Annotated in this window: 14 protein-coding genes and 2 pseudogenes; 15 read left to right on the forward strand and 1 reads right to left on the reverse strand. The window is 41.6% G+C overall.

Annotation, left to right across the window (positions count from 1 at the left end; genetic code table 11):
- The first annotated feature begins 15 nt into the window (after nucleotides 1–15).
- From NFS18_RS10940 to NFS18_RS10960, 5 genes are all read left to right on the forward strand, one after another.
- Nucleotides 16–987: a V0D/AC39 family V-type ATPase subunit gene (locus NFS18_RS10940; RefSeq protein WP_251390071.1), complete on the forward strand. Its 972-nt coding sequence runs from the start codon at nucleotides 16–18 to the stop codon at nucleotides 985–987.
- Nucleotides 980–1,300 carry a V-type ATP synthase subunit F gene (locus NFS18_RS10945; protein ID WP_251390072.1) on the forward strand — a complete coding sequence of 107 codons (321 nt, stop codon included), beginning with the start codon at nucleotides 980–982 and terminating at the stop codon, nucleotides 1,298–1,300. Before NFS18_RS10940 ends, NFS18_RS10945 begins: the two co-directional genes overlap by 8 nt.
- A 322-nt stretch (nucleotides 1,301–1,622) precedes the next feature.
- Nucleotides 1,623–3,389: a V-type ATP synthase subunit A gene (locus tag NFS18_RS10950; RefSeq protein ID WP_251390073.1), complete on the forward strand. Its 1,767-nt coding sequence runs from the start codon at nucleotides 1,623–1,625 to the stop codon at nucleotides 3,387–3,389.
- Nucleotides 3,390–4,760, forward strand: a complete 1,371-nt coding sequence (locus NFS18_RS10955) for a V-type ATP synthase subunit B (protein ID WP_251390074.1) — start codon at nucleotides 3,390–3,392, stop codon at nucleotides 4,758–4,760.
- 167 nt (nucleotides 4,761–4,927) lie between these two features.
- Nucleotides 4,928–5,602 (forward strand): V-type ATP synthase subunit D, encoded by a 675-nt coding sequence (locus NFS18_RS10960; protein WP_251390075.1) that lies wholly within the window; start codon nucleotides 4,928–4,930, stop codon nucleotides 5,600–5,602.
- 355 nt (nucleotides 5,603–5,957) lie between these two features.
- Here the strand turns inward: NFS18_RS10960 and NFS18_RS10965 are convergent, their stop codons facing one another.
- Nucleotides 5,958–6,431, reverse strand: a complete 474-nt coding sequence (locus NFS18_RS10965; protein WP_251390076.1) for a hypothetical protein — start codon at nucleotides 6,429–6,431, stop codon at nucleotides 5,958–5,960.
- Nucleotides 6,432–7,043: 612 nt separating this feature from the next.
- Between NFS18_RS10965 and NFS18_RS10970 the strand changes: the two are divergent.
- From NFS18_RS10970 to NFS18_RS11010, 10 genes and pseudogenes are all read left to right on the forward strand, one after another.
- Nucleotides 7,044–8,353: pseudogene (locus tag NFS18_RS10970) on the forward strand (RNA-binding domain-containing protein).
- A gap of 515 nt (nucleotides 8,354–8,868) precedes the next feature.
- The gene (locus tag NFS18_RS10975; protein WP_251390077.1) at nucleotides 8,869–9,243 is read left to right on the forward strand and encodes a hypothetical protein; all 375 of its coding nucleotides are present in this window, start codon (nucleotides 8,869–8,871) and stop codon (nucleotides 9,241–9,243) included.
- 120 nt (nucleotides 9,244–9,363) lie between these two features.
- The gene (locus NFS18_RS10980; protein WP_251390078.1) at nucleotides 9,364–9,783 is read left to right on the forward strand and encodes a hypothetical protein; all 420 of its coding nucleotides are present in this window, start codon (nucleotides 9,364–9,366) and stop codon (nucleotides 9,781–9,783) included.
- A gap of 44 nt (nucleotides 9,784–9,827) precedes the next feature.
- Entirely contained in the window at nucleotides 9,828–10,331 is a 504-nt protein-coding gene (locus NFS18_RS10985) for a hypothetical protein (RefSeq protein WP_251390079.1), read from the forward strand.
- A gap of 83 nt (nucleotides 10,332–10,414) precedes the next feature.
- Complete coding sequence (locus tag NFS18_RS10990) at nucleotides 10,415–10,627, forward strand: GHKL domain-containing protein (protein ID WP_251390080.1); 213 nt, start codon at nucleotides 10,415–10,417, stop codon at nucleotides 10,625–10,627.
- Nucleotides 10,628–10,688: 61 nt separating this feature from the next.
- The gene (locus NFS18_RS19375) at nucleotides 10,689–10,820 is read left to right on the forward strand and encodes a hypothetical protein (protein ID WP_277613603.1); all 132 of its coding nucleotides are present in this window, start codon (nucleotides 10,689–10,691) and stop codon (nucleotides 10,818–10,820) included.
- Between the two features lie 135 nt (nucleotides 10,821–10,955).
- Nucleotides 10,956–11,193: pseudogene (locus NFS18_RS19940) on the forward strand (hypothetical protein); the annotation flags it as partial.
- A gap of 355 nt (nucleotides 11,194–11,548) precedes the next feature.
- Nucleotides 11,549–12,064: a shikimate kinase gene (locus tag NFS18_RS11000; protein WP_251390082.1), complete on the forward strand. Its 516-nt coding sequence runs from the start codon at nucleotides 11,549–11,551 to the stop codon at nucleotides 12,062–12,064.
- Between the two features lie 170 nt (nucleotides 12,065–12,234).
- Nucleotides 12,235–13,527 carry a UDP-N-acetylglucosamine 1-carboxyvinyltransferase gene (locus NFS18_RS11005; protein WP_251390083.1) on the forward strand — a complete coding sequence of 431 codons (1,293 nt, stop codon included), beginning with the start codon at nucleotides 12,235–12,237 and terminating at the stop codon, nucleotides 13,525–13,527.
- A 113-nt stretch (nucleotides 13,528–13,640) separates the two neighbouring features.
- Nucleotides 13,641–14,695, forward strand: a 1,055-nt coding sequence (locus tag NFS18_RS11010; protein WP_251390084.1) for an IS110 family RNA-guided transposase, incomplete at its 3' end; no start/stop codon positions are given.

Raw genomic sequence — 14,695 nt, forward strand, 5'->3', positions numbered from 1 at the left:
AGGAGGTAAATATAATTGAATGATTTAGAGTATACTTATGCGGTTGCGCGGATACGTGCACTGGAAGCTTCTCTGCTGACGGATTCCTTCGTTGACCAGCTTGTAAACTGCCAGAGTGGCCAGCAGTGTCTGGAACTCTTAAGTGAGCGCGGCTGGGGGGATGCAGATACAGGACTTGACGCAGCAGCGATGCTGAAACGGGAGGAAGAGAAGACGTGGGAAGTGATTCGGGAGGCAGCTCCTGATCTGACCGTGTTCGAGGTTCTTTCCTATACAAAAGTGTACCATAATTTAAAAGCGGCGATTAAAGAAGTATGCACAGAGGTCCGCAATGAACATATTTTCTATGATGACTGCAGTATTCCGGGTACGGAGATGCTGAGTATCGTGGAGAATAAAGAATTCGGACGGCTTCCGGGAAAGATGGCAGCGGCAGCGCAGGATGCCTACGATACACTGCTTCATACAAGAGACGGGCAGCTTTGTGATGTGATTATTGATAAAGCAGCGTTGGAAGCAATCTATGAGGCGGGACAGAACGCGGAAGATGAAATTATCAGGAACTATGCGGAGTCTACCGTGGCAATTGCGGACATCAAGATTGCAGTTCGCTCATGGAAGACCGGAAAGTCACTGGAATTCATGAAACGTGCTATGGCCGAATGTGAAGGGATCAGCGTGGATCAGCTCTCCAAGGCAGCTCTTGCCGGTATGGACGCAATATGCGAATACCTTGCCGGTACAGATTATGCCGGAGGCGCCCAGGCTCTGTCGGAGTCACCGTCCGCATTTGAACGCTGGTGCGACAACCGTATGATAGAAACAATTAAACCACAGAAATACAATGCTTTTTCTGTGGGACCTCTGGTGGCTTATCAGATTGCCAGAGAAAATGAAATAAAGACAGTTCGGATTATACTGACCGGAAAGCAGAATGATTTTCCGGAAGAAGCGATTCGGGAAAGGGTAAGGGAGATGTATGTATAAGATTGCAGTGATCGGCGATTATGACAGTATCTACGGCTTCGCTACACTGGGTCTTAGCATCTGTCCTGTTAAGACCCGGGAAGAAGCCGCTGAGAAGTTAAGGCAGCTTGCGACAGGTAAATATGGGATCATCTATATTACAGAGGCTGTTGCAGCAGAACTGAAGGACGAGATAGCAGAATATCAGGAGAAGACACTTCCCGCAATTATCCAGATACCGGGGGTATCGGGTAATACCGGAGCCGGAGTAGAAGGTGTAAAATTGACTGTAGAACAGGCAGTCGGAGCAGATATTTTGTTTTCACAAGAGTAGCGAAGGTTCGTAAGAACCTCACCAAAAAGGAAACACCCATGTCATTAGGCTCGGAAAGGCCTCGCCAAATCGACAGGGTGTACCTAACAACTAGGTTCGTAAGAACCTCACCAAAAAAGGAAACACCCATGTCATTAGGCTCGAAAAGACCTCGCCAAATCGACAGGGTGTGCTTAACAACTAGGTTCGCAAGAACCTCACCAAAAAGGAAACACCCATGTCATTAGGCTCGGAAAGACCTCGCCAAATCGACAGGGTGTACCTAACAACTAGGTTCGTAAGAACCTCACCAAGTTTTATAGGTAGGAGGTAATTCGTCAAGATGAGCACAGGCGTAATTAAAAAGGTCGCAGGACCGCTTGTTATTGCAACGGGAATGCGTGACGCGAATATGTTTGACGTGGTTCGTGTCAGTAACCAGAGACTGATCGGTGAAATCATTGAGATGCACGGAGATGAGGCTTCCATTCAGGTATATGAGGAGACATCAGGACTGGGACCGGGAGAACCGGTTGAATCTATGGGTGTTCCGTTGTCCGTTGAATTGGGACCTGGTCTGATCACAAGCATTTATGATGGTATTCAGAGACCTCTGGATGATATTATGAAGATTTCCGGTAACAGCTTGAAGCGTGGAGTTGAAGTTCCGTCTTTGAAACGTGATTTAAAGTGGGAGTTCGTTCCGACAGCACAGGTTGGCGACGAAGTAGAGACTGGAGATGTGATCGGTACTGTACAGGAGACGATTGTTGTACAGCAGAAGATTATGGTTCCTTATGGAATCAAAGGTAAAGTAAAAGAAATCAAAGCCGGAGAATTTACGGTAGAAGAAGTGGTAGCTGTTATTGAGACAGAGAACGGTGACAAAGAGCTGACAATGATGCAGAAGTGGCCTGTCCGCCGCGGACGTCCGTATCAGAAGAAGCTTCCGCCGAGTATGCCGCTTGTAACAGGACAACGTGTTGTAGATATGTTCTTCCCAATTGCAAAGGGTGGTGTAGCAGCCGTTCCGGGACCATTCGGAAGCGGCAAGACAGTGATCCAGCACCAGCTTGCTAAATGGGCTGAGGCAGACATCGTAGTATATATCGGCTGCGGAGAGCGTGGAAATGAGATGACAGATGTTTTGAACGAGTTCCCGGAATTGAAAGACCCGAAAACGGGAGAGTCTCTTATGCAGAGAACTGTTCTGATTGCAAATACATCTGATATGCCGGTTGCTGCCCGTGAGGCATCTATTTATACAGGTATTACAATTGCAGAGTATTTCCGTGATATGGGATTCTCTGTTGCATTGATGGCTGATTCCACATCCCGTTGGGCAGAAGCTCTTCGAGAGATGTCAGGACGTCTGGAAGAGATGCCAGGTGAAGAAGGTTACCCGGCTTATCTGGGAAGCCGCCTTGCTCAGTTCTATGAGAGAGCAGGACATGTAATCTCACTTGGAAAAGATAACAGAGAAGGCGCGCTTTCTGTCATCGGAGCTGTTTCCCCTCCGGGCGGAGATATTTCCGAACCAGTATCCCAGGCCACACTCCGTATTGTAAAGGTATTCTGGGGACTGGATTCAGCGCTTGCGTATAAGAGACATTTCCCGGCGATTAACTGGCTGAACAGCTATTCACTGTATCTGGATGATATGGCGAAATGGTTCAACACAGAGGTTGCAGAGGACTGGATGGCAGGTCGTCAGAAGATGATGACACTGCTTCAGGAAGAAGCAGAACTGGAAGAAATCGTTAAGATGGTAGGAATGGATGCACTGTCACCGGCTGACCGTCTGAAGATGGAGGCTGCACGCTCTATCCGTGAGGACTTCCTGCACCAGAATTCATTCCATGAAGTAGACACCTATACTTCATTGAAGAAACAGCATATGATGATGTGTCTCGTAACAGAGTATTATGAGAAGGCTGTAGAAGCTTTGAAACAGGGCGCGCAGTTGAACAAACTGATCAGTATGCCGGTTCGTGAGCAGATCGGACGTTTCAAATATACAACAGAAGATAATCTGGATACAGAGTACAAGAAAGTACAAGACCAGCTTCATGTTGAGATTGCTAATGCATTGGGAAAGGAGGAATTCTAAATGCCAAAAGAGTATAGAACTATACAAGAAGTTGCCGGACCGCTGATGCTGGTACAGGGCGTAGAGAATGTCTCCTACGATGAATTAGGAGAAATTGAGCTTGCAAGCGGCGAAGTACGCCGTTGTAAGGTTCTTGAAGTAAACGGAACAGACGCTATGGTACAGTTGTTTGAAAGCTCTACCGGTATCAATCTTTCAAACAGTAAGGTAAGATTTCTGGGTCGGAGCATGGAGCTTGGCGTATCTGAAGATATGCTCGGACGCGTTTTTGACGGACTTGGAAGACCGATTGACGATGGTCCGGAGATTTTGCCAGATGCCCGCATGGATATCAACGGCCTGCCTATGAATCCGGCAGCGAGAAGCTACCCGGAGGAGTTTATTCAGACAGGTATTTCCGCCATTGACGGATTGAATACACTGGTCCGCGGACAGAAACTGCCGATTTTCTCTGCATCCGGTATGCCTCATGCACAACTGGCTGCTCAGATTGCAAGACAGGCAAAAGTACGCGGAACGGATGATAAGTTTGCCGTTGTATTTGCTGCGATGGGTATCACGTTCGAGGAGTCCAACTTCTTCGTAGAAAGCTTTAAAGAGACAGGTGCTATCGACCGTACTGTTCTCTTTGTCAACCTGGCAAATGACCCGGCTATCGAGCGTATTGCAACACCGCGTATGGCTCTGACTGCAGCCGAGTATCTTGCGTTTGAAAAAGACATGCACGTACTGGTTATCCTGACTGACATTACCAACTACGCAGATGCTTTGCGTGAGGTGTCCGCAGCCCGTAAAGAGGTTCCGGGACGCCGCGGATATCCGGGATATATGTATACCGACCTTGCTTCTCTGTATGAGAGAGCGGGACGCCAGAATGGCAAGAACGGAAGTATTACAATGATTCCGATTCTGACCATGCCTGAGGATGATAAGACCCATCCGATCCCTGACTTGACCGGGTACATTACAGAGGGGCAGATTATTCTCGGACGTGATCTGTACCGTAAAGGTCTGCAGCCGCCGATTGATGTATTACCCTCACTGTCCCGTCTGAAAGATAAGGGTATTGGCGAAGGCAAGACACGTGCAGACCACTCCAATACAATGAACCAGTTATTCTCTGCTTATGCACGTGGAAAGGACGCAAAAGAGCTGATGGTGATCTTAGGTGAAGCAGCACTGACCGAGATTGACCTGATGTATGCCAAGTTTGCGGATGCATTTGAGGAGCAGTATGTCTCCCAGGGATATAATACGGACAGAAGTATTGAAGAGACACTGGAGATTGGATGGAAGCTGCTCTCCATGCTGCCTAGAACAGAGTTGAAACGTATTGATGATAAGTTCCTTGACATGTATTATGGAAAATAAACTGACATGCATAAAAAGCGTTCAGTGGTCATGCAGGCTTGCCTGTAGATGAACACTGAACGGGTTTTGCATAGGGCGATGCCCTACAGCGAGATAAAGTGAAATGAAATCGAGCCATGCATGGAATGTTTCAATAAACTGTTTAAAGTAAAGGGAGGTGACAGCACTTGGCATCCACACAGGTAAATCCAACCCGTATGGAACTGACGCGTCTGAAAAAGAAGCGTATTACGGCGATCCGCGGTCATAAGCTGCTCAAGGATAAGCGTGATGAACTGATGCGTCAGTATCTGGACCTGGTTCGTGAGAACATGGAAGTCAGACTTCGGGTGGAAGCGGGAATTGTATCCGCAAATAAAAATTTTGTTATCGCCAAGGCAGGTATGTCAGAAGCGGCGCTGAATACGGCACTGATGGCTCCGAAGCAGGAAATCAACCTTGTTCCGGGTGAGAAAAATGTCATGAGTGTTGATATTCCGACGTTTGAATATAAGACAAGAACAGCCGATGAGAACGATATTTATTCTTATGGCTTCGCATTTACCTCCAGTGATCTGGACGGTGCGGTGAAATCACTGGCGGATATTCTGCCGGATATGATCCGCCTTGCAGAGTGCGAAAAGGCCTGTCAGCTTATGGCGGCAGAAATCGAAAAGACGAGACGGCGTGTAAATGCGCTGGAGCACGTTATTATTCCGGAGACGGAAAAGAATATCAAGTATATTACAATGAAGCTGGATGAGAACGAGAGAAGTACTCAGATCCGTCTGATGAAGGTAAAAGACATGATGCTGGAGGAAGCACATGGATATAGCCAGAAAGCAGCTGAAGCGGCGGTATAATATCAATAACTACGAACTAAGAGACAGGAGAGAAATGCAGGTTTCTTTCCTGTCTTTTTGTCGTGCAAAATAAGAATTATTTTTATAAGAGAATAGGGACAGTGATGAAGATAGCCGACAACTGATTGTGCAGCGTTTTCAAATTACCATTTAAATTAGCCGATTCATAAACAAAAGTTTTTCCATCATCCGACATTATACTTCCATCACATACCTCTTGCATTTTTTCAAAAATTCTTTCCAACTTTTTTTGTACAACAAGTTCATCAACAACAGAAAAACCATCAGCCTTTTTATCTCTTGCTAATTTTCCCAGTAAATCTTGACGATGTGCATATTCGTTAGAGAAAAAGTGCTATTGAAATTGGTTTAACTCATCTAGAACAAATGGATCATCCATATAAATAATTTCTTTGTTTAAATCTATGGTATTTAATATTTCAAATTTTTCATTTTTCACTACTCTAAATTCGATGCTATTATCCTTAATATCCAATTTTATCGTCGCTTCTTTATCAATATTATTTAAATGACCAATTTTCATAGCAAATTCAGCTTCTAAGCGTTTTCTCAAAATTACTTCCTGTATTTCACTATCCCTAAGATTCAAAAACACATATATTCTCTCAGCTAATTTTTCTATTGATTCTTGATCCAGATAGCGTTCAAAATATTTATCTCTATTAACAAAAAATTCTTCTATTTCTTTTATCAGAACACGAGTATCCGCGAGTACATTTTCTTTTTGTTCAAAAATATGCTCCGCTAGTTCTCTAAGATTGAACCCTCGTGTTGCCCTATTGGTTGCTTCGTGGTAATAACTACTCAATAGACTTTCAATACTATATACACTATCATTTCCAAATTATTCGATAACCAAACCTTTTATTTCAACACATTTATTTTTTCGTGTAGATTTACTACTATGAAATATGCTTTAAGCCGTATTTTTCTACGCTCACAAATATTTTAGCGGTTCGTCTCTTAAACTCGTACATAATAATAAACCGTTTCAAAGTATTCAATTACTACTTCAGAACTACGTTTATACCAACCTTCTTCTGTAGAGCCGTTTACCCTAATAAAAATAACATTTCCTTATTTAACTTTTACTGCTTCCGTATTTCTCACAGTTTCAATATTCACAAATTCCATTGTGAAAAGTTTCGCTTCAACATCAGAAATATTTTTTCTAAGCTTTTTTTCATGATTACTTCAACCGGAAGATTTTTCTCCGCCTCAGAAGATTTAGAGTTTACATATTCAAGAATATTTTGATACTGTTCACTATGTCCCATTCCTTTCCTTCATATATCCAGCCCTTCGCCGAAGGCGGTTTAAAATGGGCTGGATACTGTTGTAATTCTATCTACTTATTCTACCCAAACAATTGACAAGAATGAGTAGAATGTGGGTAGAATAAGATTAAGGAGGAGATCAGATGATTTTTCAGGAAAGCGAAATGGTTGAATTAAAAACAATTGTAGTGGAGGATATAAAAAAAGAAATTATTGCTTTTGCAAACTGTGAGGGCGGAAAACTGTATATCGGTGTTCAGGATGACGGAACAGTGTCAGGACTGGATAACCCAGACGAAACTTCTTTGCAAATCAGCAATATGGTTCGAGATGCAATTAAACCGGATCTGATGATGTTTCTTCATTATGAAACAGTAACGGTAGATGGTAAGAAATTGTTGCAGTTGATATTCAGCAGGGAACAGAGCGGCCATATTATATAGCCAAAAAAGGCTTGCGTCCTGAAGGCGTTTATGTCCGCCAAGGTTATTCCTCCGTTCCGGCTACAAATACAGCGATCCGTCGCATGATTAAGGAAACCGACGGAGATCATTTTGAGGAAATGCGGTCTTTGGAACAAAAACTAACCTTTGAAAGTGCAAAAAAAATATTTGCTGAACGAAATGTAAAGTTTGGTCTCACACAAATGAAAACATTAGGAATGGTAACACAGGATGGCGTCTATACAAACTTAGGGTTACTGCTTTCGGATCAGTGTGTTCATACAATTAAAGCCGCGGTTTTTCAAGGTACAAGGCAGAGTGAATTTAAGGATCGGAAAGAATTCTCCGGCTCCCTGTTTCGGCAGATGGATGAAGCATATGATTTTATTGATTTCCGAAATCAGACACACTCAACCTTTGATAAGTTATATCGTATTGACAGACGGGATTATCCGGAAACAGCAGTCAGAGAAGCTCTTTTGAATCTTCTTGTGCATCATGAATATTCATTCCGCGCCAGTACTTTCATTAGCCTTTACGCAGACAGACTGGAATTCACCTCTATTGGCGGTCTGGTAAGCGGCGTGTCCTTAAAAGATATAACGATGGGTATTTCCGTCTGTCGGAATTCCAAACTGGCAAATGTATTTTACCGTTTGGAGTTGATAGAAGCCTATGGAACCGGAATTATAAAAATCATGGAAGCGTATGAGGGAACTGGAATTACGCCGCAGATAGAAACATCTGATAATGCATTTAAAATTATCCTCCCTAATTTGAATGCAATGCCTGAACCCGCAAGGCAAATGCAAGTAAATCCAGAGAAATGCACACCAGAAGAAAAAGTGATTGCTCTGACAAAGCAACGGGACGTTATTACAAGAAAGGAAATAGAAATACTGCTTGGTATAGGCCAGTCATCATGTGGGCGGCTGCTAAAGAAAATGGTTGAAAACGGTATGCTTATCCAAGAAGGAAAGGGCATGAACACCCATTATTGTCTTCCTTAATAAAGTAAATATTTCTAAGAAAAGGCGGGGACTTAACGATCCTCGTTTTTTCGCATTTAGAAAATAATAAGAATGAATATCGGGTTTCAAAAAAGAGTATATGATTTTAGCAGGAAACTAACGGAATACAACATTAATTGGAAAGATGATGAAGAACTTTTGAAGCGGCACTACTGCTTAGAGTAAGACAATATTTATCCCGACTTTTTGACACAGATTCCTTATAAATGTGACTTTAGACTGGATATTTCGGAATAATGAAAAAGTCGGGATAAGTGGTGTGGGAGGTCGGTAGATAAAATAATTATCTACTTCCTACCCGATTGTGCAAAATAAGGATTATTTTTATAGTAAGCGCCAAATATTAATGCGGTCAGATACAAAGTAAGAGAATAGGGTCAGAATTAGTGAGAATAAGGTCAATCAGTTGTTTGGTATTGTGGTAAATGATAGGATATGAACTAAGGAACATAACATAAGAATCAATAATTGAATACAAAGGAGAGTGGGATAAGATGAAGAGGAAAATAGTAAGTATTATTTCTTTGTGCTTTTTAATGATAGGTTTTACAGCAATTCCTGTTTATGCAGGTAATAGTTACCTCGATATCAAACACGGAGATATATATTCTTTTACAGAAGGAAAAGATGACTGGGACACCAATTTCTATATAACACCAACAACCTATGTGGGAGATTATGTACGAGTTCGGTCCAGATGTTTAAGCAGTGGAGATTCCTGTTCGGCATATCAACAAGTGAACAGGAGCTTGAATTTGACCAGCAGTTATAAATACGGAACACCTGTTTATCCAGGACTTTTGTATCAGATGGATGGATATGGCGCACCAGGACTTGGATGGCACTTAGTTGGAACATGGTGTCCGTAAAAAAAGAGTGACTGCTCTGAAATCGAGAAGAGAGTGTATTCTGAAATAGAGTAATGTGAGGGATTATTGATTCTATGTTATGTTGGTATAGGAAATGTAGAAAAGTATGAGATAAGGACAATGATAAGAAAAAGCTTAGGGGTAATACTGCTTGTTATAGTATGTTGTTTTGGAAATGTATCTTGTCAGAAATCGAGTGATAAGATGATATGTAGTATAGATGAATTTCCAAAAACATATAAGAGAGTGTCGGATAGCATTAAAATTGAAGTAGATATTGTAATAGATGAAACGGCAGAAGCGTTTTTATATAATGGCAAAGCGAGAAGAATAAAGATTAATGAAGAAAAGATAGTAAAGGATTTGTTATACAAAAATAACCCCCAAAAAGAAGTTGAGAAAATTGATAAATGGTTATATAAGAATGCTAAGGGAGCGGCACTTACCATCATAAAAGATACAGCCATATACATGTCAAATTCCGAGAACTATAAGGTAGTACAGAAAGAATTAGAAGAAAAATTTTCAAAAAAACGATAGAGAAAATTCAAGAAGATAGGGAAATTTCATTTAAAAAAATAAATTTGGATAATCAACTGAAATCGTGGGGGATAAAAAATTTTAGTTTAGAAAATAGAGCGTATAGTGAAAAGCTAGAAGTGAAAAGTAGTGCTTGGTGTGGTTACGAAAGATGGCAAGGGATACGTGTGTTTTCAAATAAATTTTCTTGTGGTCTATCAGAAGAAGCAGCACCATTGCAAATTACGGAGATATCAGATAGTATTGAGAAATTGCAATTGTTATATGGGTATGAGTTTACAAAAAGTAAGGAGCTTCTAAAATTACAACCCTTTGATAAAGTGGCAGATTCTATAGAGAAAGAATACTCAATGCTACTAACTGATAATAAATATGAGGCAGTAGCAGCACAATTGGCTTTTTGGGTTAAGGATGTTCATGATCAAGAAGAACTTGATATGGAACCAGTCTGGGTGGTTACTATACGAGAGTGTAAGGAAGATAGGAGTTCAGACTACATAGAATATGAAGAAATTTATAGCGCAATAACAGCTAAAAATATTGGATAAAAATGATGTACATTAAATGTGATTTAAAAAGAGCTCTTCAAATAAAAAGAGCGTGTATTGGAAGTATAGGAATTGTGTTCGTTATGTTTTTTTTTAATAAAGTAAAGAATGCCAGTAGAAATATTCCGGTTATGAATGAGAAGAAGTTTTTATCAGGAAAAACAGATAAAATGAAACATGGATGGGGATTGGAAAATGTGAAACAGATTGTAGAGGAGAATAATGGAGAACTACAATGTACCTGTGAAAATGGGATGTTTATTGTAAATATAATTTTTTATGGAGGGTTCAAATGATAAAAGAAGAAATGCAGTTGGAAGAAGTAATGGCAGAACTTGAAGAGGCGAAAAAATTAGAATGTCAATAGGTTGTAATTTGCCTGAAATGAATGGAAGTCGTGATATAAAAATAGTAGATGGAAATAATATTTTAAATAGTAGTGAAAAACTGGGACAAGCCCTGGGCTGGCATTTATATTGGGTGAAATAAATGATGAGATTATATGGTGATAATGTCATATAGTGTTTAGGCAAAATATTAATCTGGATGGCGTGGTAAAATCCTGTGTCAGAGGAGTCTTTTCTGCATATAGTAAATTATATTCTGAAAACGGATGGTGAAGATATGCAGGGAAAGCTGCCCTATTATATGGTCTATCCCATGCCATTTGTCTATGATGACGGGCGTGTGGATGAAAGAGATATCGAGTATATGAAGAGTTTGTATCCTGATGTGGCAAAGCGGATTCTTCCGTATGTAGAGGAAGAGTGCGACCGGATGGAATATCAGAACAGTATGATGTACGATGAATATCCAGATAAACTGCAGCTTAGAATGATGTGCGGCAGAGTCTATAATAATGTAAAAAATAATGAGAAGATTTTTTTCGGCACAGGATATGAAGATATGATTTCTGAGGAAACAGAAGAATCGGCGGTAAACAGCCAGCAAATGAGAGGGGCGCATCCGTCAAGACCGCCGTATCCGCCAAGACCGCCGCAGCCGCCAAGACCACCGCATCCATCAAGACCGCCGCACTCAAGACGTCCTGACTGGTTAAGGGATATGATAGAAATTATGTTGTATCAAGAATTAATGCGGAGAAGACGTGATAACCGAAAAAATCGCGGAAGGTTTTACTAATTGTGAAAAATGCGGAATTGTGTTATGATATACAAGGAAAATTAATCAAATTTTAGGATAATTCGGAGTTACATATGAAAAAAGGAAATCTTATTTTTATCGGTATGCCTGCGGTAGGAAAAAGCACGGTAGGAGTTGTTGTTGCAAAACGGCTGGGGAAAAGATTTATAGATACAGACTTGTTGATTCAGGAACAGGAAGGGAAGCTTCTTCGGGAAATCATTGAGGAGGTTGGAGAGAAAGGGTTTCTTAAGATTGAAAATCAGGTGAATCGTGATATTAATGTGGAAAACGCTGTCATTTCTCCGGGCGGAAGTGTAGTTTACTGCGATGAGGCCATGCAGCATTACAAAGAAATCGGAACGGTAGTATATTTGTCTGCATCTTATCAAACAATAAAAAGGAGAATCAGAAGTCCAAAAAAGCGAGGAGTTGTATTGCGGGAAGGTCAGACTTTCAGGGATCTTTATGACGAACGTATACAGTTGTTTGAAAAGTATGCGGATGTCACAATATGTGAGGATGGATACCAGATTGAGCAGACTATAGAAACAGTTCTGGAAGCGGTCGGGCAAGTAGATAATGAGTAATAAATAAGCAAAGAAATGAAAAAAACATTTTACAAAATTGTAAATTGTGGTATAATATTTTAGCGTTTTGTGAAATTGTATTTTTACTTAGAATAAATTTACTTGATATATATACAGCAAAGTTGGACTTTTGGAAACCAAGATAACAATATGGATGATCGAGGTGCAGTATGGAGCAATATATTATTAAAGGCGGGAATCCGCTGGTAGGAGAGGTTGAAATCAGCGGAGCCAAAAATGCGGCGCTTGCAATACTGGCTGCGGCAATTATGACAGATGAGACAGTTTTGATCGAGAACCTGCCGGATGTCAATGATATCAATGTGATGCTGGAAGCAATTGCCGGAATCGGCGCTATGGTACAGCGGATTGACAGACACACTGTAAAAATCAATGGCAGTACAATCGGCGATTTCAATATAGAATATGATTATATCAAGAAGATTCGGGCTTCTTATTATCTGTTGGGGGCGCTTCTGGGCAAGTACAGAAAAGCAGAAGTCGCGCTTCCGGGTGGCTGTAACATCGGAAGCCGTCCGATTGATCAGCATTTGAAAGGATTTCGTGCGCTGGGGGCAGACGTTGACATTGAGCATGGTAAGATTGTGGCAGAAGCAGAAGATCTGAAGGGAACACATTTGTATTTCGATGTGGTAACCGTAGGCGCCACGATCAATGTAATGATGGCGGCAGCCATGGCTGACGGTCTTACAATTATGGAAAATGTGGCAAAGGAGCCGCATGTCGTAGACGTTGCCAATTTTTTGAACAGCATGGGGGCGAACATTCGCGGCGCCGGAACAGATGTGATTAAGATCCGCGGTGTGAAGTCCATGCATAAGACAGAGTATTCTATAATTCCGGATCAGATTGAAGCGGGAACATTTATGTTCGCGGCTGCGGCAACAAAGGGAGATGTGACTGTACTCAATGTTATTCCGAAGCATTTGGATGCCACGATATCTAAGTTGATAGATATCGGATGTGAAATAGAAGAGTTTGATGATGCTGTCCGTGTTGTGGCAAAGGGGCGTTTGAAGAGCACGCAGGTAAAGACACTGCCGTATCCGGGATATCCGACGGATATGCAGCCTCAGATTGGTGTTGCTCTCGCGCTTGCACGGGGAACAAGTACGATTACAGAAAGTATTTTTGAGAACCGTTTCAAATATCTTGATGAGCTTGCAAGAATGGGCGCTAATATTAAAATCGAAGGGAATTCTGCAACAATCGAAGGTGTGGAAAAGTTTTCCGGTGCAAGAGTGAGCGCACCTGATCTCCGTGCAGGAGCAGCACTTTGTATCGCAGGTCTTGCAGCAGATGGGTTTACGATTGTAGACGATATCGTCTATATCCAGAGAGGATATGAATGTTTTGAAGAGAAGCTTAGAAGCATCGGCGGTGTAATTGAGCGTGTGACAGACGAAAAAGACATTCAGAAATTTAAGTTAAAAGTAAGTTGAGGGTGCATATAATTTTTGTTAGTTTTTATGCTCTGATAAAGACAAAGGCATACGCTTTTTTGTTGCGTATGCCTTTGTGATTCTTCATTTTTATTGAAAGGTGGTGATGATCCGTGAAAGAACATTTTGATTACCTCTCAACACTGTTTGTTGGGATTGACATTGCAGCCCGTATTCATGTTATCTCTGCTCTTGATTTCAACGAGGAATTCTACATCAAGATGAACCCTGTAGAAAACACGCAGGAAGGCGCAGCCCTTATGGAACAGATGATTTCTGATGTGTTAGAACATAACCATCAGTTCAAATACGTTGTTATTGGTATGGAATCCACCGGTTTCTATGGTGTCCACCTGGCGAATTATCTTTCTGCCAGTGACCTGCTTGCACCATTCTCCGTCAGAGTTTATTGTCTCAATCCAAAGGAAGTTAAGAACTACAAGAAGTCCTTTAACGACATCGGAAAGAATGATGGCATAGATTCTTATGTGATTGCTGATTTTGCCCGTGTAGGACGTATTGCAATCAAGCCATGGCGTGGCTCCCAATACCTTGCCCTGCAGCGTCTGACCAGACACCGTATGCACATCACTGAATGCATTGCAAGAGAAAAGACTTACATGCTTAACAACATTTATCTCAAGTTCAGTGAATACGCATTGCTTCGCGATGGACAACATCCATTCGCAAACAAATATGGTGCCACCGCTGAAGCCATTCTTACTGAATACACAACGAATGAAGATATCGTAAACTCATCAGCAGAAGACCTCGTTGCTTTTATTAACTCTAAGAGCAAAGGGCGTATTGCTGATCCAGAAGAAACAGCAAAAATCTTACAGGCTGCAGCCCGCAACTCATACCGGCTTGATAAATGCCTCTATGAGCCGCTTACTATCTCGATCGCTTCTTCCTTTAATTGTATCAGTTCCTTTGAAAGAGAACTCAAAGCGATTGATAAAGCAGTCCTTCAAACAGTTCAGGGACTAAACCCTGACGAGTACACTGTACTGAATTCCATTCCCGGAATCGGTAAAGTTTATTCAGCCGGTATCTTAGCTGAGATGGGCTCCATTAAGGCTTTTCCTAACGCCAATGCCCTCGCAAAATACTGTGGTATCGTTTGGAACGATAATGACTCTGGCGACTTCGTTGCCGAAGACAAACA

The sequence above is a fragment of the Mediterraneibacter agrestimuris genome (assembly GCF_943193195.1).
Lineage (GTDB): Bacteria > Bacillota > Clostridia > Lachnospirales > Lachnospiraceae > Schaedlerella > Schaedlerella agrestimuris.